Source organism: Streptomyces sp. AB3(2024), assembly GCF_041862025.1.
Lineage (GTDB): Bacteria > Actinomycetota > Actinomycetes > Streptomycetales > Streptomycetaceae > Streptomyces.
Genome location: NZ_JBGWAB010000028.1, coordinates 43,279 through 68,906 on the forward strand (window position 1 = coordinate 43,279; position 25,628 = coordinate 68,906).

Genomic DNA, 25,628 nt, shown 5'->3' on the forward strand with positions numbered 1-25,628 from the left:
TCCTAGCTGGCGAAGAGGCTGCCCAGGGTGTCCAGCTCCTCGACGCACTTGCCCGAGCCGAGGGCCACGCAGTCCAGCGGGGCGTCCGCGACGAAGACCGGGATGCCCGTGGCGGAGGCGATGCGCAGGTCGAGGCCGGGCAGGAGGGCGCCGCCGCCGGTGAGGACGATGCCGTGCTGCATCACGTCGCCGGAGAGCTCGGGCGGGCACTCCTCCAGGGTGCCGCGGACGGCGGCGATGATCGCCTCGATCGGCTCGTCGAGGGCGGAGCGGACGTCCGCGGCGCCCAGTTCCAGGGTCTTGGGCATGCCGCCGACCTTCTCGCGGCCGCGCACGGTGAAGGTGCGGGTCTCCAGCTCGGGCCGGTCCGGGACGGGCCAGGCCGAGCCGATGCCGATCTTGATGTCCTCGGCGGTGCGCTCGCCGACGAGCAGCGCGTGCTCCTTGCGGACGTAGTCGATGATCGCCGTGTCCAGCCGGTCCCCGCCGACGCGCAGGGACCGGGAGGTGACGATGCCGCCGAGCGAGATGACGGCGACCTCGGAAGTGCCGCCGCCGATGTCCACGACCATGGAGCCGCGCGCCTCGGCGACGGGCAGTCCGGCGCCGATCGCGGCCGCCATCGGCTCCTCGATCAGGTGGACCTTCCTGGCGCCGGCCCGGGTGGAGGCGTGGATGATGGCCCGCCGCTCGACCGGGGTCACCCCGGACGGGACGCAGATGACCATCCGGGTGCGGGGGCGGCGGCCGGGGACGGCCTTGCGGACGAAGTGCCGGATCATCTCCTCGGCGACCTCGTAGTCGCAGATCACCCCGTCCTTGAGGGGGCGGATCGCGGTGATGGAGCCCGGGGTGCGGCCGATGGTCTCCTTGGCCTCGGCACCGACGGCGAGGGCCGTGGTCGTGCCCGCCTTGACCGCGACCACGGACGGCTCATTGAGGACGATTCCGTGCCCGCGCGCGTACACGAGGGTGTTGGCGGTCCCCAGGTCCATCCCTATGTCGCGGCTGGAAGCTGTCTTGTTGGCGCTGGCCTGCGGCATTTGTTCCCCAATCTCCTGTCCGCAAGGCTTGCATAACGATCCGGTCGCTTTCGTAGTCGAAGGTCCCGAAACGGCCGGGCCGAAAGTCCTGGGGGCCCTCGTCCGTAGACTGGGTGCGTGAGTGAGCAGCAGCCCGAGAGCCACGACCGTGACGGCGTCGACCACCTCGACGAATCCTTCGACGAGTTCGACCAGATAGTGGCGGAAGAGTCCGACCGCGACCCCGACCTGGCGGTGATCGAGGCCGGCAGCCGCACCCTGCGCGCCCAGGCCGGGCCGCCCGCCGGTGATCCGGTGCCCTCCCGCCCCGAGGACCCGGAGGTGGCGAAGGCGCTCCTGGAGGTGGAGCAGGAGCTCGCCACGCGCTGGGGCGAGACCAAGCTGGAGCCGTCGGTCAGCCGGATCGCCGCGCTGATGGACGTCCTGGGCGAGCCGCAGCGCGCGTACCCGTCGATCCACGTGACCGGCACGAACGGCAAGACCAGCACGGCCCGGATGATCGAGGCCCTGCTGAACGCCTTCGAGTTGCGCACCGGCCGCTACACGAGCCCGCACGTGCAGTCGGTCACGGAGCGGATCAGCCTGGACGGGGCGCCGATCGGCGTCGAGCGCTTCATCGAGACGTACCACGACATCAAGCCGTACGTGGAGATGGTCGACGCGGCCGAGGAGTACCGGCTGTCCTTCTTCGAGGTGCTCACGGGCATGGCGTACGCGGCCTTCGCGGACGCGCCCGTGGACGTGGCCGTCGTCGAGGTCGGGATGGGCGGCAGCTGGGACGCCACCAACGTGATCGACGGCTCGGTCGCCGTGATCACCCCGATCAGCCTCGACCACACGGACCGGCTCGGCTCCACGCCCGGCGAGATCGCCCAGGAGAAGGGCGGCATCATCAAGCAGGACGCCACCGTGATCCTGGCCCAGCAGCCGGTGGACGCGGCGCAGGTGCTGCTGAAGAAGGCCGTCGAGGTCGACGCGACCGTGGCGCGCGAGGGCATGGAGTTCGGTGTCGTCGCCCGCGAGGTGGCGGTCGGCGGCCAGATGCTGACCCTGCGCGGGGTGGGCGGCGAGTACGACGGCATCTTCCTGCCGCTGTACGGCGCCCACATGGCGCACAACGCGGCGGTGGCGCTGGCCGCAGTCGAGGCCTTCTTCGGGGTCGGCGGGGAGCACGCGCGGGAGCTGGACGCCGACACGGTGCGCCGCGCCTTCGCCTCGGTGACCTCGCCGGGCCGCATGGAGGTCGTGCGCCGCAGCCCCACGGTGATCCTGGACGCCGCGCACAACCCGGCGGGCGCGCAGGTGACCGCGGAGGCGGTCACCGAGGCCTTCGGCTTCAGCCGGCTGATCGGTGTGGTGGCGGCGAGCGAGGGCAAGGACGTCAAGGGCGTCTTCGAGGCCTTCGAGCCGATCTTCGCGGAGGTCGTCGTCACCGAGAACACCAGCCACCGGGCGATGGGCGCGGACGAGCTGGCGGCCATCGCGGTCGAGGTCTTCGGAGCGGACCGGGTGCAGGTGGAGCCGCGGCTGGACGACGCCCTGGAGGCGGCCGTCACCCTGGCGGAGGAAGAGGCCGAATACGGTGGGGCCGGGGTCCTGGTGACCGGTTCCGTGATCACGGTGGGCGAGGCCCGCCTGCTGTTCAAGAGGGGCTGAGGGATCGATGCGCACGCTCTGCGCGAGCACGCTGATCGGTGAATTCTTCATCGTCGGCTTCGCGGGCCTGGTGGCCATGAAGAACCCGGACCTGACGCAGGCCCAGGTGTGGACGGTCTGCGGCGTGACCATGCTGTTGTCGGTGCTGCTGTGCGGGATGCTGTCGCGCCCCGGCGCCGTCCAGCTGGGCTGGGCGCTGCAGATCGGGCTGATCGCGAGCGGTTTCGTGGTGCCCACGATGTTCTTCCTGGGCGTGGTCTTCGCGGCCCTGTGGTGGTGCTCGGTGCACTACGGCCGACGCATCGACACGATCAAGGCACGCTGGGCCGCGCAGGCCGAGGCCGCTGCCCCTGACGCTGCGTGACGGGTCACCGTAACGGCCCTGTAGATTCGCCCTACCGCACCCGTATGCCGCAAGGAGTTAGACCATGACCCAGCGCACGCTCGTCATCCTCAAGCCGGACGCCGTCCGTCGCGGCCTGATCGGCGAGATCATCGGCCGGATCGAGCGGAAGGCCGGCTGGACCGTTCCCGCGCTGGAGCTGCGCACGCTGGACCGTCAGACGCTGGAGACGCACTACGCCGAGCACGTGGGGCGCCCGTTCTACGAGCCCCTCATGGGCTTCATGGAGAGCGGCCCGGTCGTCGTCCTCGTGGTCGAAGGGGAGCGCGTGATCGAGGGTGTCCGCCAGCTGGCCGGACCCACCGACCCGATCGCCGCGGCGCCCGGTTCCATCCGTGGCGACTTCGGCACCGTCACCCGGGAGAACCTGGTCCACGCCTCGGATTCCGAGGAGTCCGCGGAGCGCGAGCTGAAGCTCTTCTTCCCCTCCCTCTGAGGGCCGCAGGGGGCCTTTCGGGGCACTCTTTCCTGACGAGACATCAGCCAAACAGCGCTCATGACCTGGGGCGACCGAAGTAATTTCGGTCGCCCTTCGGTATTGCGGGTGGCAACCGGGAACGCCTGGACAGGACACGACGTCACCACTAAGGGGGCGGGTATCCGTTCCGGCGGGATTGCCGGAGTCCCGTCGCGCGGAGTGCGCACTTGCGGCACTACGATGGGGCCTCCACCCACACACCCACCTCGCCGACCCTGACAGCAGCCGCTATCAACTGGAAGGCCAGACGCTCCTCATGGGGAACAAGGGGAACAACATGTCGTTCATCGGCCGTGACATGGCGATCGACCTCGGGACCGCCAACACGCTGGTGTACGTGAGGGGCCGGGGAATCGTCCTGAACGAGCCGTCCGTGGTCGCCATCAACACGAACACCGGTGGCATCCTGGCGGTCGGCTCCGAGGCGAAGAAGATGATCGGCCGGACGCCCGGCAACATCGTCGCCGTACGGCCCCTCAAGGACGGCGTGATCGCCGACTTCGAGATCACCGAGCGGATGCTCCGGTACTTCATCCTCAAGATCCACAAGCGCCGGTACCTGGCGCGCCCGCGCGTGGTGGTCTGCGTGCCCTCCGGCATCACCGGAGTGGAGCGCCGCGCCGTCATCGAGGCGTCCACGCAGGCCGGCGCCCGCCAGGTGCACATCATCGAGGAGCCCATGGCCGCCGCCATCGGCTCGGGCCTGCCCGTCCACGAGGCCACCGGCAACATGGTCGTGGACATCGGCGGCGGCACCACGGAGGTCGCCGTCATCTCCCTCGGCGGAATCGTCACCGCGCAGTCCATCCGGGTGGCCGGCGACGAGCTGGACAACGCGATCATCCAGCACATCAAGAAGGAGTACTCGCTCCTCCTCGGCGAGCGCACCGCCGAGCAGATCAAGATCACCATCGGGTCGGCGTACGACCTCGACAAGGACGAGCACACCGAGATCCGCGGCCGCGACCTGGTCTCGGGCCTGCCCAAGACCGTGGTCATCTCGGCCGCCGAGGTGCGCAAGGCCATCGAGGAGCCGGTCAACGCGATCGTCGACGCCGTCAAGACCACCCTCGACAAGTGTCCGCCGGAGCTCTCCGGCGACATCATGGACCGCGGCATCGTCCTCACCGGCGGAGGCGCCCTGCTGCGCGGGCTCGACGAGCGCCTGCGCCGCGAGACGGGCATGCCGATCCACATTGCCGAGGACCCGCTCGACTCCGTGGCCCTGGGCTCCGGCAAGTGCGTCGAGGAGTTCGAGGCCCTCCAGCAGGTTCTGGACGCCCAGCCCCGGCGGTGATCGAATCCCCGCGAACGGGGCATGCGGAACACAAGGATCCGCCGTACGGGTGCTACCGCGCCGGTGCGGCGGATCGTTGATATACAGGCACAGTCCGGTGGATGCCCCGGCTCCACCGGAGCGGCTCCGCCGCATGGGTTTCTACGAGGAAGGCACGGCCTCCGCACGTGAGGGACACACGAGAGAGCCGGCTGCTCCTGGTGCTGCTGATCGCCATCGCGTTCGCTTTGATCACGGTGGACATCAGGGCGGGAGAGGAGTCGCCGGTCGACGGGGCCCGGCAGGCCGCCGCAGCGGTCTTCGGCCCCGTCGAAAAGGGTATGGCGACCGCGGTGGATCCGGTCGCCAACGCCATAGGGGCCGTACGCGACTCCGACCAGCGCCACAGCCGCATCGCCACGCTGGAGCGCGAGAACACCGCGCTCAAGGCCAAGCTGGGCAGTGACGACCAGACCCGCAGCCGCATCCACGAGCTCGACGAGATGCTCAAGCGGGCCGGCGCCGGGCAGTACGGCATCAAGGGCGCCGAGGTCATCGCCATAGGAGCGGCCCAGGGCTTCTCCTGGACCGTCACCATCGACGCGGGCAGCAAGGACGGCATCGAGCGTGACATGACCGTCCTGAACGGGGACGGACTCGTCGGCCGCGTCACCACCGTCGGCCCCGACACCGCCACCGTGGTGCTCGCCAACGACCCCGACTTCACCGTCGGCACCCGGCTGGAGAAGACCGGAGAGCTCGGCTTCGCGACCGGTCAGGGCGACCGCGCCCTCTCCGTCCAGATGCTCAACGGCAAGGCCAAGGTGAACCCGGGCGACCGGCTCGTCACCTTCGGCTCCCGGGGCAACAAGCCCTTCGTACCCGGCGTCCCCATCGGAGAGGTCGTCAAGGTCGACCCCTCCCGCGGGGACCTGACCCGCACCGTGTGGGTGAGGCCGTTCGTCGGCTTCTCCCGCCTGGACATCGTCGGCGTCGTCGTCATGCCCCCGCGCGAGGACCCCCGCGACGCCGTCCTGCCCCCCAAGCCCGAGGCCCCCAAGCCCACCCCGACGGTCACGGTCACGGTCACCCCGTCCGCCGGCGCGTCCGTCAAGCCGGCCGACGAGTAGGAGCCGACCACCATGCGCTTCAACCGGATCCTGCTCTCGGGCACGCTCGTCGCCGTGGCCCTCGTCATCCAGGTCAGCGTCCTCGGGCGGCTCCAGCTGCCCGGGGCCGTCCCCGACCTCGTCCTGCTGACCGTGGTCGCCCTCGCCCTGGTCTACGGGCCCGTCGGCGGAGCCCTCATCGGCTTCGGTGCAGGCCTGCTCGCCGACCTGGCCCCGCCGGCCGACCACGCCGCCGGCCGGTACGCCCTCGTCCTGTGCCTCATCGGCTACCTCGTGGGCCTCGTCCGCCCCGACACCGGGCGGTTCCGCTCCGCCTGGGGCCCGATGCTCACCGTCGTCGCCGCCGCGATGTCCTCCACCCTGCTCTACGCGGGCGTCGGCGCCCTCGTCGGAGACACCGCAGCCCGGCACGTCGGCCTGGCCGGCCTGCTGTTCACCGCCACCCTGTACGACCTGTTGCTCGCGCCCTTCACGGTGCCGTTCCTCATGGCGCTCGCCCGTCGTGCCGAGAACGACCCGATGGCCGTCGAGGCCAACGGGGGCCCGCCGCAGGGCAAGGACGTCGCCTCCGGCTGGCTGGCCGGCGGAACGGGGCTGCGCATCGGCAGCCAGCGCGGCGGCCTGCGGCTGAAGACCGCGCGCGGCCGCGCCAACCGGGCCGGCCGCATAAAGGGCGTCAAGGGCGTCAAGGGCGTCAAAGGCGTGAAGAGCGTCAAGAAGCTGTGACGGGGGAGCAGTCGTGACCAACATTCCGGAGACCGGACGCACCCACCGGGTGCAGATCCGGCTCGTCATCCTGCAGGTGCTCGTCTTCTCCCTGCTGCTCACACTGGGCGGCCGGCTCTGGTACCTCCAGATCCGCAACGGCCAGGAGTACTCCGACGAGGCCAAGAACAACCACGTCCAGCAGGTGGTCCAGCCGGCCGTGCGCGGCTCCATCCTCGACGCGCGCGGCGTGCCGATGGCCGACAACGAGACCCGGCTGGTCGTCTCCGCCAGCCGCACCGAGCTGATGAAGATAAAGGACAAGGGCAAGGGCGTCCTGACCCGCCTCGCCGGGGTGCTCGACATGAAGCCGCAGGACGTCATGGACAAGGTCCGCCTCTGCGACTCCAAGACCCCACAGCCGTGCTGGAACGGTTCCCCCTACCAGCCCATCCCGGTGACCCTGGAGGCCACCACCCAGCAGGCCCTCCAGATCCGCGAACGCCCCGAGGACTTCCCCGGCATCACCGCCGAACCCACCGCCGTACGCCGCTACCCGGCCCCCGGCGGCGCCAACACCGGCCAGGTCCTCGGCTACCTCTCCCCGGTCACCGACGACGAGATCGTCAAGGCGAAGAACACCAACTCGCCGTTCCTGCGCTCGGACCAGGTCGGCCGCTTCGGCCTGGAGCGCACCTACGACAGGGCACTGCGCGGCAAGTCCGGTGTCACCCGCTACGAGGTCGACAACCTCGGCCGGGTCATCGGCCAGGCCGCCAACGACCCCGCCGTCCCCGGCGCCAACCTGGTGACCAGCATCGACGCCCGCGTCCAAGGGGTCGCCGAGTACGAGCTCAACGCGGCCATGGTCGAGGCGCGCAAGCAGATCGACCGCAACACCGGCGTCCCCTACAAGGCCGACGCCGGCGCCATCGTCGTCCTGGAGTCCAAGACCGGCCGGGTCGTGGCGATGGCCTCCAACCCGACGTACGACCCCAACGTGTGGGTCGGCGGCATCTCCGGCAAGGACTACGCCAAGCTCACCGCCAAGGAGTCCAACGTCCCGCTGATGAACCGGGCGATCCAGGGCCAGGCCGCCCCGGGCTCCATCTTCAAGGTCATCCCGACCGCTGCCGCGGTCAACGCCGGGTACAAGTTCGACGGCGACTACCCCTGCCCCAGCTCGTACTCCATCGGCGGCCAGGTCTTCAAGAACTTCGAGTCCCAGGGCCACGGAAACATCACCCTCGGACGGGCCCTGGAGGTCTCCTGCGACACCGTCTTCTACGCCCTCGGCCACCAGCAGTGGCTTAAGGACGGCGGGCTCCATCCGGTGAAGAACCCGGCGCAGATCTTCTACAAGACCGCCCACCAGTTCGGTCTCGGCGCCGAGACCGGCGTGGACCTGCCGGGCGAGGAGAAGGGCCGGGTCCCCGACCGCGAGTGGAAGCAGAAGTTCTGGGAGGCCAACAAGGACCAGTGGTGCAAGACCGGCAAGAAGGGCGGCACCTACGTCGAGCTGCTCTCCTACGAGAACTGCCTCGAAGGCAACCTCATGCGCGCCGGTGACGCCGTCAACTACTCCATCGGACAGGGCGACACGCTCGTCACCCCGATCCAGATGGCCACCATCTACGCCGCCATCTCCAACGGCGGCACCCTGTGGAACCCGACCATCGGCAAGGCGATCGTCAGCGCCGACGGCAAGAAGGTCGAGGAGATCAAGCCGAAGGCCCACGGCAAGCTGCCCATGACCGAGGAGACCCGGTCGAAGATAGGAGAAGCGCTCGAGGGCGTCGCCACCCGCGGCACCGCCGCCTGGCGCTTCGGCGGCTGGCCGCAGAAGGAGATCCCGATGCACGCCAAGACCGGCACCGCCGAGGTCTACGGCAAGCAGACGACCTCCTGGTTCGCCACGTACACCGAGGACTACACGATCGTGATGACGATCTCCCAGGGCGGCACCGGCTCCGGTGCCTCCGGTCCCGCCGTGCGCAACGTCTACAACGCCATCTACGGCCTCGACATGGCCGGCAAGCAGGACCCCAAGAAGGCCCTGCTGCTCAAGCCCGAGGCCGAGCTGCCCAAGGTGCAGCCCGACGGCTCCATCGACGCCCCCGAGGTCCGGCCGTACGTGCCGCCGTCCCCGGAGGAATCCGCCCCGCCCGCGCTCGCCGGACCCCCGGCCCCGCCCGCCCACCGGCAGGACTGAGGCCCCGATGCAGACCGCCAACAAGTTCTCCGTCTCCCGGTACGCACCCCAGCGCGGACCCGTGGCCAAACTGACCGCCCGGGACTCCGTCCTGCGCCGGCTCGACTGGCCGATACTGCTGTCCGCGCTCGCCCTGTCCACCCTCGGCGCCCTGCTGGTGTGGTCCGCGACCCGCAACCGCACCACCCTGAACCAGGGGGACCCGTACTACTTCCTCCTGCGCCACGCCATGAACACCGGCATCGGCCTGGTCCTGATGATCGGCACCATCGCCCTGGGGCACCGCACCCTGCGCGGAGTCGTGCCCATCCTGTACGGGCTCTCCCTGGTCCTGATCATCGCCGTGCTCACCCCGCTCGGCGCCACCATCAACGGCGCCCACGCGTGGATCGTGATCGGCGGCGGCTTCTCGCTCCAGCCCTCCGAGTTCGTGAAGATCACGATCATCCTCGGCATGGCCATGCTGCTCGCCGCCCGGGTGGACGCGGGAGACCTGGCCCACCCCGACCACCGCACCGTGATGAAGGCACTGTGCCTGGCCGCCGCCCCCATGGGCATCGTCATGCTGATGCCCGACCTCGGCTCCGTCATGGTCATGGTCGTCATCGTGCTCGGCGTGCTGCTCGCCTCCGGCGCCTCCAACCGCTGGGTGGTCGGCCTGCTCGCCTCCGGCGCCGCCGGGGCCGTCCTGATCTGGCAGCTCGGAGTCCTCGACGAGTACCAGATCAACCGCTTCGCGGCCTTCGCCAACCCCGAGCTCGACCCCGCCGGCGTCGGCTACAACACCAACCAGGCGCGCATCGCGATCGGCTCCGGCGGGCTGACCGGCTCCGGGCTCTTCAAGGGCTCGCAGACCACCGGCCAGTTCGTCCCGGAACAGCAGACCGACTTCGTCTTCACCGTGGCGGGGGAGGAGCTCGGATTCCTCGGCGCCGGACTGATCCTGGTCCTGCTCGGCGTCGTGCTCTGGCGGGCCTGCGTCATCGCCCGCGAGACCACCGAGCTCTACGGCACCGTCGTGTGCGCCGGGATCATCGCCTGGTTCGCCTTCCAGGCCTTCGAGAACATCGGGATGACCCTCGGCATCATGCCGGTGGCCGGGCTCCCGCTGCCCTTCGTGTCCTACGGAGGATCATCGATGTTCGCCGTCTGGGTGGCGATCGGACTACTCCAGTCCATCCGCGTCCAACGCCCCATGTCGGCCTGATCGCGCCGTGAGGGGGCCGCTTTCCGCCGGAGCGGACGGCGGCCTCCCACCGCACCCCGTTCCGCATTAGATTCGGTTCATGGCGGAAACCAAGCGCGAGATCGAGCGGAAATTCGAGTTCACGCACGGCGACGGCGCGCAGGGCGGCGAAGCCGGCACCGGACGCCGCGGGCGCCTCCCCGACCTGACCGGCACCGCCGGGATCACCGAGGTCCGCGCCGAGGGCACCGTCCGCCTCGACGCCGTCTACTACGACACCCCCGACCGGCGGCTCGCCGCCGCCGGGCTCACCCTGCGGCGCCGCACCGGGGGCCACGACGCCGGCTGGCACCTGAAACTGCCCGTCGCCCCCGGCGTCCGCGACGAGATCCGGGCCCCCCTCGCCGACACCCCGCCCCGCGCCCTCACCGCCCTCGTCCGCTCCCGCGTCCGCGGCTCCGGGCTCGAACCGCAGGTCAGGCTGGGCTCCGAACGCGTCGTGAGCCACCTCCTCGACGCCCGGGGCGACCTCCTCGCCGAGCTGAGCACCGACACCGTGCGCGCCGAGCGGGGCACCGCCGTCGCCACCTGGACCGAGGTCGAGGTGGAACTCGCCGACGGCGTGGACCCCGCCCTCCTCGACGCCGTCGAGAAGCGCTTCCGCAAGGCCGGACTCCGGGTCAGCGACGCCCCCTCGAAGCTCGCCCGCGCCCTCGCCGAGACCGGCGCCGCCCCGGCCCCCGCCGCTGCCGCCGAAGGCCCTCCCGAGGGCACGGCGGGCGCGCACCTGCTGGCGTACCTGCGCGAACAGCGCGACGCCCTGATCGCCCTCGACCCCGCCGTCCGCCTCGATCTGCCCGACTCCGTCCACCAGATGCGCGTCGCCACCCGCCGGCTGCGCAGCGCGCTCGCCAGCCACCGCCGGATCGTCGACCGCACAGCCACCGACCCGCTCCGCGAGGAACTGCGCCACCTCGCCGCCGAACTCGGCGCCGACCGAGACCGCGAGGTCCTGCTGGAACGGCTGCGCACCCGCCTCGGGGAACTCCCGCGCACCCTGGTCCACGGCCCGGTCCGGTCCCGGCTGCGCACCTGGAACGCCGCCCGCCGCTCCGCCACCCGCCGCCGCGCCGTCGCCGCCCTCGACAGCCCGCGCCACCTGGCCCTCCTCGACGCCCTCGACGCCCTGCTGGCCGACCCGCCCCTGCGCGCCCGCGCTGCCCGCCCGGCCGTGCGCGTCCTGCCGAAGGCCGTGCTCCGCGACTGGGACCGCCTCGCCCACCGGGTCGGCGCCGCGCTGGAGCTGGAGCCCGGTGAGGAACGCGACACGGCCCTGCACGAGGCCCGCAAGGCGGCCAAGCGCGCCCGCTACGCGGCCGAGGCCGCCGCCCCCGCCCTCGGCAAACCGGCCCAGCGCCTGGCCAAGGCCGCCAAGGCCGTGCAGACCCTGCTCGGCGAGCACCGCGACGGCGTCGTCGCCCGCGAGGCCCTGCACCGGCTGGCCCTCCAGGCGTCCGACGCCGGCGAGTCCGCCTTCACCTGGGGCGTCCTGTACGGCCGCGAGGAAGGCGTGACCGCGCGCTGCGAACGCGAGCTGCCGGCCGTCTGGGCCGAGGCCGCCGACCCCGCGCTGCGAGCCGCCCTGACGTGATCACGTGGGCGGGGGCGGTCCGGCCCTCGGGGTACGCTTGAGAGTCGCCCCCTGCCCGCTTCACGAAAGTCGCGTGATGTCCGAGTCGGTCTTCCCACAGCTCGAAGCTCTGCTCCCGCATGTGCAGAAGCCCATCCAGTACGTCGGTGGTGAGCTCAATTCCACGGTGAAGCCCTGGGAGTCGTGCGACGTCCGCTGGGCGCTCATGTACCCGGACGCGTACGAGGTGGGGCTGCCCAACCAGGGCGTCATGATCCTCTACGAGGTGCTGAACGAGCGCGAGGGCGTCCTCGCCGAGCGCACGTACTCGGTCTGGCCCGACCTCGAAGAACTGATGCGCGAGCACAAGGTGCCGCAGTTCACCGTCGACAGCCACCGCCCGGTCGGTGCCTTCGACGTGTTCGGCCTGTCCTTCTCCACGGAGCTGGGCTACACCAACATGCTCACGGCCCTCGACCTGGCGGGCATCCCGCTGGAGTCGCGCAACCGTACGGTCGACCACCCCATCGTGCTCGCGGGCGGCCACGCGGCCTTCAACCCCGAGCCGATCGCGGAGTTCATCGACTGCGCCGTCATCGGCGACGGCGAGCAGGCCGTCCTCGACATGACCGAGATCATCCGCGCCTGGAAGGCCGAAGGCCGCCCGGGCGGACGCGAGGAAGTGCTGCTGCGCCTCGCGAAGACCGGCAACGTCTACGTGCCGGGCTTCTACGACGTGGAGTACCTGGAGGACGGCCGCATCGGCCGTGTCGTGCCGAACCGCTCCGGCGTGCCGTGGCGCGTGTCCAAGCACACCGTCATGGACCTCGACGAGTGGCCCTACCCCAAGCAGCCCCTGGTCCCGCTCGCCGAGACCGTCCACGAGCGCATGTCCGTGGAGATCTTCCGCGGCTGCACCCGCGGCTGCCGTTTCTGCCAGGCCGGCATGATCACGCGCCCCGTGCGGGAGCGAAGCATCACCGGCATCGGCGAAATGGTGGAGAAGGGCCTCAAGGCGACCGGCTTCGAGGAGGTCGGCCTCCTCTCCCTCTCCTCGGCGGACCACACCGAGATCGCCGACATCGCCAAGGGCCTCGCCGACCGCTACTCGGACGACAAGGTGGGCCTGTCCCTGCCGTCGACCCGCGTCGACGCCTTCAACGTGGACCTGGCCAACGAGCTGACCCGCAACGGTCGCCGCTCCGGCCTGACCTTCGCCCCCGAGGGCGGCTCCGAGCGCATGCGCAAGGTCATCAACAAGATGGTCTCGGAAGAGGACCTGATCCGCACGGTCTCCACCGCCTACGGCAACGGCTGGCGCCAGGTGAAGCTGTACTTCATGTGCGGCCTGCCCACCGAGACCGACGAGGACGTCCTCCAGATCGGTGACATGGCGGTCAACGTGATCGCCAAGGGCCGCGAGGTCTCCGGCCAGAACGACATCCGCTGCACGGTCTCGATCGGCGGGTTCGTGCCGAAGCCGCACACCCCCTTCCAGTGGGCGCCGCAGCTGTCGGCGGAGGAGACGGACGCCCGTCTCGGCAAGCTCCGCGACAAGATCCGCGGCGACAAGAAGTACGGCCGCTCCATCGGCTTCCGCTACCACGACGGCAAGCCCGGCATCGTCGAGGGCCTCCTCTCGCGCGGCGACCGCCGCGTCGGCGACGTCATCCGCGCCGTGTACGAGTCCGGCGGCCGCTTCGACGGCTGGCGCGAGCACTTCTCGTACGACCGCTGGATGCGGGCCGCGCAGGAGACGCTGCCCTCCTACGGTGTCGACGTCGCCTGGTACACCACCCGCGAGCGCACCTACGAGGAGGTCCTGCCCTGGGACCACCTGGACTCCGGCCTCGACAAGGACTGGCTCTGGGAGGACTGGCAGGACGCCCTCGACGAGACCGAGGTCGAGGACTGCCGCTGGACCCCGTGCTTCGACTGCGGCGTCTGCCCTCAGTTCGACACATGGCCACAAGTAGGACCGACGGGTAAGAAGCTGCTCCCGCTTGAGGTCAAGAAGTAGCCGTGACCAGCGGCGATGCCGTCCAGAGGATGGCTGAGACGCTCGCTGGCATGAGCGAGGCGGAGCGTACCGAGATCCTTCGAGGGCTCGGGGCGAAGGAGCGCGAGCAGGCTTCCCGCCCTGTGCGGCGCACGCCGCTCCCTGCTCCTCGGCAAGATCCGGGCATCGTCTCGGCGGTCGAGTGGGTGTAGCTGACGAGAGGCGTCCGGGCCGTAAAGGTCCGGGCGCCTTCTGCGTATCGCCGGACAGCATCGGGTCGGATCGGGGTGAACATGCCCTCTTGACCCGCAGGTTCCGACAGAGTGAAGGTCGTGCAACCAGGCGCAACGCGCTCGACAGGGAGGGACACCATGGCCTTACGGTTCGTCGGTAAAGATCCCGAGTCCGGAGATCACGGATCACCCGCTGTGTGGGTGGACCAGGAGTCGAAGGATCTTGTGATCCAGGGGTGGACGGCAGACGAGCGGACCACGGGCGAGAGCTCGCGGGATGTGCCGATCCCCGGGCACGAGTCGGTGATCAGGGTTCCGAAGCGGATGATCCCGCTTCTCAGGGAGGCGCTCCGTGTCGCAGAGTCTGACTGACTTCTCTGACCTCATCAGGTCAGTGCAGGAGTCAGCCGTGCATCTTGAGATGCGCGACACGTACGGCGTTGCGAACGAGATCGAAGGCTTCGCCGCGTGGAAGCAAGGGCGCCGGCTCGACCCGGAGGACCGGGGTTCGTGGTGGCGTCCGTGGCTCGACCTCGTTCAGGAGGTCACGGCCAAGGGTGTTGTCATCCGACGTGCCCGCATCGTCTCGGAGCCCGTCAGTGATTACATCGCCTTCGAGCACTCGGGCACCTTCACGAACGTGGCTGCCGGGGAGCAGATCCGTTGGCTGCCCCGTCGCCACGCCTCGGACCTTGCCCTGCCGGGCAACGACTTCTGGTTGTTCGACGGCCGCCTTGTCCAGTTCAACGTCTTCGACGGATTCGGCCGGTGGGTCCACACTGACCAGACGGAAGACCCTGCCGCAGTTGAGCTGTGCGCGTCGGCGTTCGAAGCGGTGTGGGAGCGAGCCATCCCGCACGAGAAGTACGCCGTCTGATTCCTGACCGGTCAGCTCATGCCTTCCTCTCCACTCTCCAGCGCCCAAGCGGCACGAGCCGCTGTGGCTGCCCGCTTGCAGGGCCTCATGCAAGACGCTGGCCTGACAGGGCATGAGCTGGCCGCTCTGTGCGGCTGGCACAAGTCGAAGTCATCCCGGATCGCGCGGGGCAAGACGCCACCCTCGGACGCAGACATCCGTGCCTGGTGCGCTGCCTGCGGAGCCGACGATCACGCGGCCGATCTGATCGCTGCGTCCCGCAACGCAGAGTTGATGTACGTCGAGTGGCGGCAGATCCACCGTGACGGGATGCGCCGAGTTCATGAGCAGACTGTCCCGCTGTACCAGCGGACCCGCTCCTTTCGCGTGTACGCCTCGAACGTCATGCCGGGGATGCTCCAGACCTCCGGCTACGCGACAGGACTTCTACGGTCCATCACAGCCTTCCAGGGAACCCCGGACGACGTGGCCGACGCCGTGCAGGCTCGGGCCCAACGGTCCCGTGTGATCCGGGAGGGGGATCATCGGTTCGCGCTGGTGCTCGAAGAGACGGTTCTCTACTACCGGGTGAGCGACGATGCCGCGATGGCGGCCCAGCTCGAACACGTGCTCTCGGTGATGGGACAGCCGAACGTCTCCCTCGGCATCATCCCCGCACGGGCCCGCCGTACCGTCTGGCCGCTCGAAGCCTTCTACGCCTTCGACGATCAACAGGTGGCGGTGGAGACTCTCACCGCAGAGATCAACCTGACCACGCCCGGCGAGATCCGTACCTACCTTCGGGCCTTCTCCGAGCTGTCCCGGTCCGCCGTGCGCGGAGCCGAAGCCCGTGCGCTGATCACGAAGGCTCTCGCTGCCCTCGGGTGAATCCGTGCAACCGCGTGCAACAGCGTGGACCCCTCACAACCCCGCTCCCTACGGTCTGTTCATCGACCTCGGAAGCGACAGGGAGGGCGCGACGGTGACGAAGACAGAACCCACGCGGTGGCAGGAAGCGCCGGTAGAGCTGCCGATTCGGGAGGAGCGACCTGCGCCCCGTCCGGTGCCTGGCTGCCCCGAGTGCGCGCGACTCGGTCAGCTTCGGAAGGCTGCCGGGTTGGAGGGCGACGGCACGACGGTCGTCGACTGCAACATCCTGCTTCGGATGCACGGGACCGGCCACTGATGGACATGCAGACGTGGCGAGATGCCTGGTCGCAGGCAACGGACGCGACGGAATCCATACGCGCGGCACTCGCCGCGCTCGGCGTTCCCGAGTCCGCGTGGAGCAGCGTCCGGCCCATGGTGACGCACACCGGTAAGGCGTACGTCCACCTCGGGATGATCCGCGCTGATGCGGTCGAGCAGATCGCAGAGGTGCTGCGGGTTCCCTCGGCTCCTTGAGCCGCTCACAGAATCCTGTCACCGCTGCCCTCCCGGCGGGAGGCAGGTAGTCCCCCGATCGACAAGCCGTAGAGCAGAGACAGGACGTGTCTCGTCTGGGTTGACGTGCCCAGGCTCCGGCCCGGTCCGCCCCTTGACTGAGGTGCCGCCCTGGGCGGTGAGGGCAACCGCTTCGGACGCAGGGAAACCGGAGCACCCACCCAAGACTTCCGCTCCATCGAGGGCGGGACGCGGCCGGCACTCGCTCGGCCGTGAAGCAGATCAGGAAGGGCACAACGATGACCGACCTGTACGGGCTCCCGATCGAGGGAGCCGAGTTCTCGAAGGCATGCGGCGGCAGTACTCACCCGGACGGCGAGGCGTGCGTGACCCTCGCGAAGATCGGGCCGGACGCGTGGGCCATGGGTGACAGCAAGCGCCCGGACGCCGAGCCGCTGCGCTTCACCACGGCCGAGCTGGACGCGGCGGGCATCGACCCCGCCCGCTTCGACCTCTCCGCCTGATCGACGGCACCACCTGAACTGACGGCCCTGCCCTCACGCCGACGGGCGGGGCCGTCGTCATCTCTCGGAACGGAGCAGCGGTGCACCACCACGGTTACGCATGGGTGGGGGAGAAGAAGACGTTCGACAGGGAGAGCGTCCGCAGACCGCCCGGCCAGGCTCCGGCGGCGACCAGTGAGCAAGAAGTGCACGACCGGTACCGGGAAGCCGTGGCAGTCTTCCCGACTACCGACCTCCCTCCGATCCAGACGGCGCACTGGCTGATGAAACCGCCCTCGATGATCCGAGGGACATGGGAGGAGCCCAAGGAGGCCGGCGAGTGGCTGGGCCTTCAGCTCGCAGAGTTCGCACCCCGGTTCGCCTCTGAGCAGGATCGGGAAGTGACCAGGCTGGTTCTCCTGGTGAAGAGTGCGGTCGAGCGGCTGACGTGGGGAGGAGACGTGTCCCTCGGCCACTACCTGAAGGGCACTGTCTTCCACTCCGTCGCTCTTGTGACGTGCTCGCCGAACCGCTCCGCTCCGGACCTGGCCTGTCCCGCCCGGTAGGCCAGCGCATGACAGCGGCCCCCGGCGTATGCCGAGGGCCTGTCTGCGTCTGTGTGCGCCTGTCTCAGGCGCTCTCTCCCAAGTGGCGGTACAACGTGGCACGACCGATCCCCAGGGCCTTTGCGATGGCTGTGACGCTGTCTCCCTTGGCGTGCCGGGCACGGGCTACGGCCAGGGTGTCATCGTCCACGACGGAGGGACGCCCACCGACGTTGCCCTTACGGGCCGCAGCCTCCAGCCCCTCCAACGTCTTCTCCCGGATGCCTTCCCGCTCCACCTCTGCACTGACGGCGAGCACGGCGAACACGATGGCACCAGCCCCGTTCGGGTCGTACACACCCTGAAGGGGACCGGACAGGAGTTCCAGTTGGATGCCGTCCGCCTGAAGGGTGGAAGACAGCGTCATCAGCTCTGCCGCACTGCGGGCAAGCCGCTTCATCTCGACCACGGTCAGGATGACCGGCTGATTCGGCGCGGCTGCCTTGATCTCCCGTGCCAGCGTGAGCGCCTTCTCAAGCTCCGGCCGCTCCTTCACACGGGTACTGATCTTCTCCGAGAACACGCGGGTGCAGTCGGCACGGGCAAGCATGTCCAACTGCGACTGGAGTTCCTGTCCAACAGTTGAGCAACGGGCGTAGCCCAGCCGGATCGCTGCGCCCGGTATCGCGTCGGGCACCTGTGTGACAGGAGCGCCCTGTGTCCACACCTTCCCTGGGTTCCGGTCGGTCGGAGTCTTGATGGTCAGTTCCGCCTTGAGCGCGGGCACCAGGGCGAAGCGGCCCGTGTGGTAGTTCGCCGCCACCTTGCCCGTCGTCGTACGGCAGGGGCTACCGGCGGGAGCTTCGCACTTCGGGCAGGCGTGACGTTCGACCTGGGCGGCCGGGGTGTTCGTGGTCATGACGAGACCGTCTCACAAACGTGTCCCGAAAGCCAGTGGTGAGAGTGATGTTTCGGGACGGGTTGCGAGACATCCGAGTGTGGGTGAAATGGACACGCCCCGAGCCTGGCGCTCCCGTCCCGAAAACGAAGGTTTGTGAGACGCGTCTCGGTACGCTCTTCGTCATGTCTGACGAAGCGGTCCTGCCAAGCCATCTCGATGGGCTTCCGATCCTCCGATCGGACGAGGAGATGGAGGAGATACAGCGGCGCATGTCTCTCCTGGTGGGTGAGGTGGCGAGGCAGAGTGCTGCGCTGGAGTACTACCTGCGCCAACTGATGACCTGCCTCATCGACAGCAAGTACGCCGAGGTTGTGGCTGCGGGGCTTGGAGCGTATGAGCTGATCGATACGTGTACGGCGCTCGTGAAGATCAACCGGGAGATCACGGAAGCGCAGCGCACCGAGTGCCGATCCACACTTGCGACCCTCAAGCCCCTGCTCGCCCGACGGAACCACTTGGTGCACGGCATGTGGTCGCCGGAGCATGTGTTGGAGACTGAGCCGCTACCCAGCGCAGCGTGGGCGCTTGTCAGCAAGAGGCGCACGGCTGTGGCCTCCATCGAGATCTCCTACGAAGAAGCGGAAACCTTGGCCTACGAGTTGAGTCGGGCGGGCTCCGGAGTCTTCGACTGGATCTGTCGCTCCCTTCTTACGCAGCTGAGGAGAGAGCAGGTAACCGAGCCTCCCGAGGGGGCGAACGGGGGTGGGGTATGACCCCCTGGCGGGCAAGTCCGGACCGCCATGTCTTACCGGCCAAGATTGCGCCACGGTTTCAGGGTCGATCGTAGGGTCAGTCGCGACCCTCACCGGGAACCTTGTAGTGGGTCTTGTACCACTGGTAGTCCAACTCGTTCTGGTGAAATTCCCGCACGAGCGCTCGATGGGATGGCCAGGGCTCGACATCTTCTGACCTCGCGGCTTGCCTGCGGGCGAGCTCCTTCTCGCGCCGGGTCAGCTCTTCTTCGATCTTCCGCCCGTGCTCTTCCAGGACGGCGTTAACTTGATCCAACAGCGCGTACGCCTGGTCGAATTTCATCTGCCCTGTCAGCTTGCGAGCCGACTCGATTGCACGACGTTGCTCACCGTAGAAAGGCATGCTTACTTCAACGTTGTCGCTCGCCTTCTTGGCCAGGGCGAGAGTCCGCTCCAGGGTGCTGGCCCCTTTGTCCAGGTCCGCCATTACTTCCCAGTTCTTCTTCTCCCCCATGATGTTCACCTCCTACTTCAGGATCTGCCTACGCCCGCACGGCGGCGAATCGAACAGAGCCTCCCGCCGATGGTCGACGGCGTGGGTCAGGGTGCAGGCGTGCGGGGTGTCCGAAGCGTGCGGCTCGGCGGCCAGCCCGAAGCCAGTGCCCTGAAGGGCAGAGCGAACAGGCAGGTCAGGCCGAGTCCTCCCCAGCCGTGAATGCCTCCGTCTCGTAGCGCGCCATTGCCTCGCGGCGCTCCTTCGCGTACTGGGCTTCAACCGCCTCGGCCGTGATCCCCATACTCTCCATGATGGGGTCCAAGACCCTCGCGCTGAAGCGTTCGTCTGTCTGCGTGAGTAGCCGGCAATCGGCCTTCAGGTCCGCGCACAGCCTGGCCCGGCCAGCATCGCTGATGATGTCCGGGATGCGCTCGCGCCAGAAGTTGTGAACCAGGTCGTTACGCCGCTTCAGGCTCCTGGTGAGGTCGTCAACGACCTCCGGGTAGGCACTGGTGTGCGGCTCGACGCGCTTGATGAGCTTGCCCATCATGTCTTTGAAGCCTTGAGTCCAGGGGTCGCGGATGAGCTGCTCTCCCTGCTCCCTCGCCGTGATGATTTTGGTGAGCGCGAGAGTGTTGACGAGGGAGTGTTCCAGGCAGTTGGCCTTGTAGATGGCCAGGCCGAAGAGGGCGTACACGGTCTTGTGGTCCGTGTCGTTGTCGTACTCGTCGTCCGGCTCCGGCTCCTCGCGCCAGGTCGGCTCATGCCTGACCACGTACAGCTCGTCCATGACTGCCAGTGTGCTGGCAAGGCGGGCCAACGCGTAGCGAATTTGGCGTCTTCACCACTGGCTCCCCTGACCCAACCGAGTCGGTTGACCTGTGGAGGTGGGGGATGACCCTTGCGCCCTTCAACGGCGACCGGCATGTCATACCGGCCAAGATCGCGCCACGGTTTCAGTGTCTCTCAGGCTGGCCTGTACTCCAGTCGGCGGCGGCGTAGCGCCTGGTCACAGGCTTGCGCTGCCTCCTTGGTGACGGCGGAGGAGTGCGCAGAATGGAGCCTCACGTCCTGTGGGGCGCGGCAGCGCCCCCTTGGGCTTGCTCCTGTCGGTCCCCTTCGGGGCCGCTCTGCCGTAGAGGCTTCGGACTGTAGCGGCCGTCCGGCCGCCCACTGCTTACTGCTTCGCCGGTGCCTGCCACTTGGGGCGCTGCCGCGCCCCCTCTTCGCTTGCCGTAGGTCGAAGATGCCTTCCTCTGTCGGCCCCTTCGGGGCCGCAACTGTGAGGACAAAAAAGAAAAGAGAGGAGACGAACGTTTCCGCAGGTGAGGTGCCGACCCGCTACACGGGAGGCGTGTGCTGGCTACACGCGACGGATGTAGTAGTCACCGGTCGAGGTGAAGGCGGCACGGTACCGGTGCGCCCTTCCTCTTCTGGAAGAGGTGGTAGGGGAGGAGCAGACAAGCGGCCCCCGACCGGGGAGAGACAAGGGCGAGTTGCCTGGCGCGGGCCAGAGCGTTGTTCGTGCTCTGATCGGACAGGGGCTTGCCCTCCTTGCCCAGCAGTGCTGCGAGCTTGCCGGGACCAAAGCTTGCGTGTCCCTGGCGGTCGGCCCACCCGAGGGCTGCGAAGTGGATGCGGTAGGCGAGCGGGTGCCGGGGGTCTCGGGCCATCCGCTGGTACTCCTGTTGGGAGACGCCGCCCCAGGTGCGGCCCTGTCCGAAGTCGATGCTGCTCGTACTCATCGGCCGGTCGCCTCGGCGCCGGCGCAGTCGTCGTGCGTCTCCCCGTCGGCGAGCGGTGATGCGCAGACCTCACAGGTCCAGACGATTTCGATGGTGATGTTCAAGGGGTGGCGACCTCCTGGCGGCGGCCGAGGGCAGCGCGTAGCTGTACCTCGGCGGGTGAGTGGAAGTCGCGCAGTACCGTCCTGCGCTTCGGGGTGCCCTTGGCTTCCCCTGCCAGCCCCTTGGGATGGCGGCCCCTTCGCGGAGTGGCCAGCTCTACCGCCGTCACACGGCGGGAGCTACGGTGTCCGCTCCTCGAAGGAGCGGGAGGCTCTTCTTACACGGCAGGCTGTTCGGTCGTCAACCTGATCGGAGGAGCCCCCGCCCTTCGCGCGGCAGGCGAGACAGGGCAGGGGCACGGGTCCGTCAGAGCTTGGCGGCGAACTCGTCGCTCTTGATGACGAGACGCTCGCGCACATCGCGAGGGATCTTCAGCCGCAGGTGCACGGAGGGAGCGCGCACGCCCTTGACCTTGGTTCGAGTCACCTCGCACGTGACGCCGACGCGGCGCAGATCCTCGGCCATGGCTTCCATGCCTCCCGACTCCCACACTTCGCGGAACGTCTTCCCGTTGTGGACGAGTGTCCAGCGGTCCTGCGTGGTCTCGGGGTCGATCGCGCTCAGCTCGTCGGTCAGCTTGTCGAGGGTCTTCTCCGCCTGCTCCTGAGTGAACCGCGTCTTCGTGTAGCGGCCTCCTGGCTCAAGGCCCGCCATGTAGTAGGCGATGGCCTCTTCGAGCCGCTTCACCTCGGCCCGAGCCTCCGCCCCCTGCGCGTACTCCCGAACCTGTACGGGGAAGTCGCCGAGGACTCTCAGTACGTCGTTCACGACCACGTCATACACACCCTGTGGATCGGGTGCGCCGAGCCCCCCGCTCTTGCACTTCTGGCACCGGAGGTACTGGTACTGGCCGAACTTGTTGGTCGTGACATGCACGGTCATGTTCGACGTGCAGTCGACACAGGTGAGGACTCCCAGGAACTTCGTCGCGCCGTGCGTCTGGCGCTGGGGTTGGTTCTTGCCCCGCCGGTCGATGGCCTCCTGGAGTTCGTCGTACTCCTCCTTGGTGAAGATGGGATCGGCCACCCTGATCGGCTTGCCGTCGTGTCCGAGTATCAGCTTCGAGCGGCGCACGCCGCCGTTCTTGTTCTCCTCCACCCGGTAGCCCATGAGCGCCGGGTTACGGAGGCGCCGGAGGAGAGTCGAGGTAGTGAGCCCTGGAGACATGAGCCCGGAGCGGACGAGGCACAAAGTCATGCGCCGGGCAGACACTCCCCGAAGCGCCATGCGGCGAGCCCAGTGCAGCGCCTTGTGTGCGTTCGGCTCGATGGCAAGGGACGGCCTTCCGTTCGCCTTCGTGGTGACAAAGCCGTACGCGGGCTTGCCGACAAACCACGCATCCTGAGTACGGGTGTAGTCCCACAGGGACGCGACTCGTGTCGACGTGTTCGCCGCCTCGATCTCGGCGATACCACCGATGAGCGTGACCATCATCCGGCCGACGGTCGATTCGAGATCGATGCTGTCGTTCTTCGATACGAGGTTCTTCCCGTACCGCTCGCACCACTCGATCATGGTCGAGAGATCCGACATGCGGCGGATGAACCTGTCGAGCTTCCAGAAGAGAAGAGCATCGAACTCCGGGGCCCGGTTGTTGAGCCACTCGCCCAGTTCCTTCCGCTTCCACGGGGGAACCTTCGTTGCCGACACGTTGAGATCAGAGGCGACACCGACGACGCGGCACCCCTTCTCTCTGGCCAGTAGGCGGAGGTCCAGTTCCTGCCGGACGGGCGACGTAGTGTCCTCCGTCAGTACAGACAGGCGGATGGACAGCAGGGCGCGCGGAGCATCCGCAGGGAGCAGAGCCTCCGCCTTCCTCAGGTCCTCCAAGAGGGCCAGGGCCGAGGCGGTCCACTCGGTTTCGACGGCATACGTCTTCATGGGCCGGAGGGTATGTGTGGATGTGGACCTGTGTCCATCTGCCCGCAGCTCGACACCCACATCCAGATCGGTCCGACGGGGCAGAAGCTGCTGCCGCTGTCGGTCGTGAAGTGACCCCGGCCTGAAGCCGCGTCCGTGTGCCCCGCCGTCAACGGCGGGGCACACGCATGTGCGCGCGGCGCAACGGGTCCGGCCCGTCTGGTGTCCTTAGCGGCATGGAAATGGACAAGCCCCGGCCCGCGAACGCCGGCGAGGGGTGTCTGGTGGGGGTCCTGCGGGTCCCGGTCAAGATCGTGGCCGTCCTCGTGGTGCTGCCCGTGAGGGTGGTCTGGGACCTGCTCGCCGCCGTCGCCCGGCTGCTGAACCGGCACGTCCTCGGCCCGGCCGGGCGGGGGGTGCGCCGGTTCCACGACGCCGTGGTGCGGCCGGTGCTGCACGGGCTCGGCCGGGTCGCGGTGACCCTGCTGACGCTGGTCTTCGTCCGGCCGTGGACGGGCCTGTGGCGGTACGTGCTGAGCCCCGCCGGGCGGGGTCTGGCCCGGCTGGGGAGCGCGGTCGCCACGTACCTGCTCCGGCCGCTGGGCCGGGGCCTGGCCCTTGCCGCGTGGGCGCTGTTCGTCTGGCCGTGGGTGACGCTGTGGCGCCGCGTGCTGACTCCCGTCGGCGGCGCGCTGCTGACGCGCCTGCTGCGGCCGCTCGGGGACGGGCTCGGCCGGGTCCTGCGCGCGGTGGGCCGACGGCTGCTCGCGCCGCTGGCCAGGGGGATCACCCTGGCCGGACGGGCGCTGGGGATGGCGCTGTTCGTCTGGCCGTGGGCCGGGCTGTGGCGGTACGTCGTCGTGCCGGTCGCGGGCGCCGCCTACCGGTACCTGCTGGCACCGCTCGGCCGGGGAGCGTACGCGTACCTGCTCGCCCCCCTCGGCCGGCTGCTCGTCGGCGCGTGGCACCTCGCCGGCCGGATCAGCCGGGCTCTCGGGCGCGGACTGGTGCGGCTGTGGCGCGGATGCGTCGCGCGGCCCTGCGCCTGGGCCTACCGGCAGGTCGCCACCCCCCTCGGGCACGTCGTCCGCGAGATCTGGCGCACCGCCCGCGCCGCCGTCCGCGAAGCCCGCGCCGAGGTACGGCGCGCCCTGTTCGGGGCCCCGCCCCGGGAACCGGTGAGGTCACGGGCGCGTACTCTGGGTAGTACGACAGCCGTAGGCAGCGCGCCCGCTCCCGAGATCTCCCTGCACGAACGACAGGGGTGAGCCGGAGGCGGGGCGTGACCGCCCGGCCCCACGGACACTCAGGGCGACGCGCGAGCCGCGACGCCCCGCACAAGGAGAAGAACCACTGGGCAAGCGACAGCCCGAAGGCCCGCCTCCCGCACCGGTGGTGCAGCGCATCCGACTGCGCTACACCAAGCGTGGCCGCCTCCGGTTCACCAGCCACCGAGACTTCCAGCGCGCCTTCGAGCGCGCCCTGCGCCGCGCCGAGGTACCCATGGCGTACTCGGCGGGCTTCACCCCGCACCCCCGGGTCTCGTACGCGAACGCCGCGCCCACCGGCACCGGCAGCGAGGCCGAGTACCTGGAGATCGGGCTCGCCGCGCCCCGCGACCCCGAGAAGCTCCGTGAGCTCCTCGACGAGTCGATGCCGGTCGGGCTCGACATCATCGACGCCGTCGAAGCCCGCACCTCCGGGCTCGCGGACCGGCTGACCGCCTCCGTGTGGGAGCTGCGCCTGGAGGGCGTGGACCCCGCAGACGCCGAGCGGGCGGTGGAGACGTTCCTCACCGCCGAGACCGTGGAGGTGCAGCGCCGCACCAAGAACGGCGTGCGCACCTTCGACACCCGCGCCGCGGTCGTCAGCCTGGAAGCTCTTCCCCTCCAGGCTGATAGGCCGCTGGACAATGCCTGTGCGATACTGCGGCTGGTTGTTCGGCATTTGACACCTGCCGTGCGACCCGACGACGTCCTGTCCGGTCTCCGAGCTGTGGCCGACCTGGCGCCGCCGGTCCCCGCTGCGGTGACCAGGCTGGCGCAGGGGCTCTTCGACGAGGAGTCCGGCACGGTGACCGACCCGCTCGCGCCCGACCGCGAGGCAGTCACGGCCGCCCCACCCACGGCCGCCGTGCCCGCCGACGCGAAGGCGCCGGAAGGTCCCGCCGCGTAGGGATCGTCGTCGTCGCGCCGCCCTGGCACTCGGGAGCCACCTGGGTCGGGCAGCGCACTGACCTGAAGACTTCCGCCAGGCCGTACGGACAAGACGTACGGAACCGGCGGCCATGGACTACAGCTCCCGTGTGGCGAACGCGCCCCGGAGGCCGGTTCCGCGCTCCCCGCGCGGAGCCGTGCCGGACCGGATGTCAGCCGCGGCGCCCGGGAGCGTGACGGGAGAACCGCCCGCATGCTCAACACCGAAAACGAGAACACCCCCGCCGCCGACAGTGGCAGCCCGAGCGACAACCTGCCCCCGCGCAGGCGCCGCCGCGCCGCCTCCCGGCCGGCCGGCCCGCCCGGCGGCGCTGCCGC

General features: G+C 69.2%; 24 protein-coding genes. 18 read left to right on the forward strand and 6 right to left on the reverse strand.

What is annotated here, in order from left to right:
- Positions 1-2: 2 nt before the first annotated feature.
- Positions 3-1,043 carry a rod shape-determining protein gene (locus ACEPPI_RS14605; RefSeq protein WP_373915651.1) on the reverse strand — a complete coding sequence of 347 codons (1,041 nt, stop codon included), beginning with the start codon at positions 1,041-1,043 and terminating at the stop codon, positions 3-5.
- A gap of 117 nt (positions 1,044-1,160) precedes the next feature.
- Between ACEPPI_RS14605 and ACEPPI_RS14610 the strand changes: the two genes are divergently transcribed.
- The 15 genes from ACEPPI_RS14610 (at position 1,161) to ACEPPI_RS14680 (ending at position 17,259) form a co-directional block, all read left to right on the forward strand.
- Positions 1,161-2,699 carry a folylpolyglutamate synthase/dihydrofolate synthase family protein gene (locus ACEPPI_RS14610; protein ID WP_373915652.1) on the forward strand — a complete coding sequence of 513 codons (1,539 nt, stop codon included), beginning with the start codon at positions 1,161-1,163 and terminating at the stop codon, positions 2,697-2,699.
- 7 nt (positions 2,700-2,706) lie between these two features.
- Positions 2,707-3,063, forward strand: coding sequence for a DUF4233 domain-containing protein (locus ACEPPI_RS14615; RefSeq protein ID WP_373915653.1), 357 nt, complete (start codon positions 2,707-2,709; stop codon positions 3,061-3,063).
- 64 nt (positions 3,064-3,127) lie between these two features.
- A complete protein-coding gene (gene ndk / locus ACEPPI_RS14620) occupies positions 3,128-3,538 on the forward strand; it encodes a nucleoside-diphosphate kinase (protein WP_356217232.1) in 411 nt (136 codons plus the stop codon).
- A 319-nt stretch (positions 3,539-3,857) separates the two neighbouring features.
- Positions 3,858-4,877: a rod shape-determining protein gene (locus ACEPPI_RS14625; RefSeq protein ID WP_008738981.1), complete on the forward strand. Its 1,020-nt coding sequence runs from the start codon at positions 3,858-3,860 to the stop codon at positions 4,875-4,877.
- Positions 4,878-5,044: 167 nt separating this feature from the next.
- Positions 5,045-5,986 (forward strand): rod shape-determining protein MreC, encoded by a 942-nt coding sequence (gene mreC, locus ACEPPI_RS14630; RefSeq protein WP_373915654.1) that lies wholly within the window; start codon positions 5,045-5,047, stop codon positions 5,984-5,986.
- A 12-nt stretch (positions 5,987-5,998) separates the two neighbouring features.
- Positions 5,999-6,712 (forward strand): rod shape-determining protein MreD, encoded by a 714-nt coding sequence (gene mreD / locus ACEPPI_RS14635; protein WP_373915655.1) that lies wholly within the window; start codon positions 5,999-6,001, stop codon positions 6,710-6,712.
- Between the two features lie 13 nt (positions 6,713-6,725).
- Entirely contained in the window at positions 6,726-8,903 is a 2,178-nt protein-coding gene (gene mrdA, locus ACEPPI_RS14640) for a penicillin-binding protein 2 (protein WP_373915656.1), read from the forward strand.
- A gap of 7 nt (positions 8,904-8,910) precedes the next feature.
- On the forward strand, positions 8,911-10,110 hold the full coding sequence (rodA, locus tag ACEPPI_RS14645) for a rod shape-determining protein RodA (protein ID WP_356217226.1): 1,200 nt from the start codon (positions 8,911-8,913) through the stop codon (positions 10,108-10,110).
- A 79-nt stretch (positions 10,111-10,189) separates the two neighbouring features.
- Positions 10,190-11,740, forward strand: a complete 1,551-nt coding sequence (locus ACEPPI_RS14650) for a CHAD domain-containing protein (RefSeq protein ID WP_373915657.1) — start codon at positions 10,190-10,192, stop codon at positions 11,738-11,740.
- Positions 11,741-11,813: 73 nt separating this feature from the next.
- The gene (locus ACEPPI_RS14655; RefSeq protein ID WP_373915658.1) at positions 11,814-13,739 is read left to right on the forward strand and encodes a TIGR03960 family B12-binding radical SAM protein; all 1,926 of its coding nucleotides are present in this window, start codon (positions 11,814-11,816) and stop codon (positions 13,737-13,739) included.
- A 564-nt stretch (positions 13,740-14,303) separates the two neighbouring features.
- Positions 14,304-14,828 (forward strand): DUF6879 family protein, encoded by a 525-nt coding sequence (locus ACEPPI_RS14660; RefSeq protein WP_373915659.1) that lies wholly within the window; start codon positions 14,304-14,306, stop codon positions 14,826-14,828.
- Positions 14,829-14,846: 18 nt separating this feature from the next.
- On the forward strand, positions 14,847-15,695 hold the full coding sequence (locus ACEPPI_RS14665; protein ID WP_373915660.1) for a helix-turn-helix domain-containing protein: 849 nt from the start codon (positions 14,847-14,849) through the stop codon (positions 15,693-15,695).
- 297 nt (positions 15,696-15,992) lie between these two features.
- Positions 15,993-16,211: a hypothetical protein gene (locus ACEPPI_RS14670; RefSeq protein ID WP_373915661.1), complete on the forward strand. Its 219-nt coding sequence runs from the start codon at positions 15,993-15,995 to the stop codon at positions 16,209-16,211.
- A gap of 278 nt (positions 16,212-16,489) precedes the next feature.
- The gene (locus ACEPPI_RS14675; RefSeq protein ID WP_075970399.1) at positions 16,490-16,714 is read left to right on the forward strand and encodes a DUF397 domain-containing protein; all 225 of its coding nucleotides are present in this window, start codon (positions 16,490-16,492) and stop codon (positions 16,712-16,714) included.
- An 80-nt stretch (positions 16,715-16,794) separates the two neighbouring features.
- Entirely contained in the window at positions 16,795-17,259 is a 465-nt protein-coding gene (locus tag ACEPPI_RS14680) for a hypothetical protein (protein WP_373915662.1), read from the forward strand.
- Between the two features lie 64 nt (positions 17,260-17,323).
- Here the strand turns inward: ACEPPI_RS14680 and ACEPPI_RS14685 are convergent, their stop codons facing one another.
- A complete protein-coding gene (locus ACEPPI_RS14685; protein ID WP_373915663.1) occupies positions 17,324-18,157 on the reverse strand; it encodes a recombinase family protein in 834 nt (277 codons plus the stop codon).
- Positions 18,158-18,321: 164 nt separating this feature from the next.
- On the opposite strand from ACEPPI_RS14685, the gene ACEPPI_RS14690 reads away from it, so the two are divergent.
- Positions 18,322-18,912: a hypothetical protein gene (locus ACEPPI_RS14690; RefSeq protein ID WP_373915664.1), complete on the forward strand. Its 591-nt coding sequence runs from the start codon at positions 18,322-18,324 to the stop codon at positions 18,910-18,912.
- A gap of 76 nt (positions 18,913-18,988) precedes the next feature.
- Here ACEPPI_RS14690 and ACEPPI_RS14695 read toward each other — a convergent pair whose 3' ends face one another.
- The 4 genes from ACEPPI_RS14695 to ACEPPI_RS14710 all read right to left on the reverse strand — a co-directional run bounded on the left by ACEPPI_RS14695 (position 18,989) and on the right by ACEPPI_RS14710 (position 23,115).
- The gene (locus ACEPPI_RS14695) at positions 18,989-19,405 is read right to left on the reverse strand and encodes a hypothetical protein (protein ID WP_373915665.1); all 417 of its coding nucleotides are present in this window, start codon (positions 19,403-19,405) and stop codon (positions 18,989-18,991) included.
- 175 nt (positions 19,406-19,580) lie between these two features.
- Positions 19,581-20,177, reverse strand: coding sequence for a hypothetical protein (locus ACEPPI_RS14700; RefSeq protein WP_073773629.1), 597 nt, complete (start codon positions 20,175-20,177; stop codon positions 19,581-19,583).
- A gap of 595 nt (positions 20,178-20,772) precedes the next feature.
- Positions 20,773-21,132: a hypothetical protein gene (locus tag ACEPPI_RS14705; protein WP_198939605.1), complete on the reverse strand. Its 360-nt coding sequence runs from the start codon at positions 21,130-21,132 to the stop codon at positions 20,773-20,775.
- A 408-nt stretch (positions 21,133-21,540) separates the two neighbouring features.
- A complete protein-coding gene (locus ACEPPI_RS14710; RefSeq protein ID WP_373915666.1) occupies positions 21,541-23,115 on the reverse strand; it encodes a recombinase family protein in 1,575 nt (524 codons plus the stop codon).
- A gap of 215 nt (positions 23,116-23,330) precedes the next feature.
- Here ACEPPI_RS14710 and ACEPPI_RS14715 point away from each other — a divergent pair, with 215 nt between their 5' ends.
- Positions 23,331-24,362: a hypothetical protein gene (locus tag ACEPPI_RS14715; RefSeq protein ID WP_373915667.1), complete on the forward strand. Its 1,032-nt coding sequence runs from the start codon at positions 23,331-23,333 to the stop codon at positions 24,360-24,362.
- 127 nt (positions 24,363-24,489) lie between these two features.
- A complete protein-coding gene (locus tag ACEPPI_RS14720; RefSeq protein ID WP_373915668.1) occupies positions 24,490-25,269 on the forward strand; it encodes a TIGR03936 family radical SAM-associated protein in 780 nt (259 codons plus the stop codon).
- The last annotated feature ends 359 nt before the right edge of the window (positions 25,270-25,628 follow it).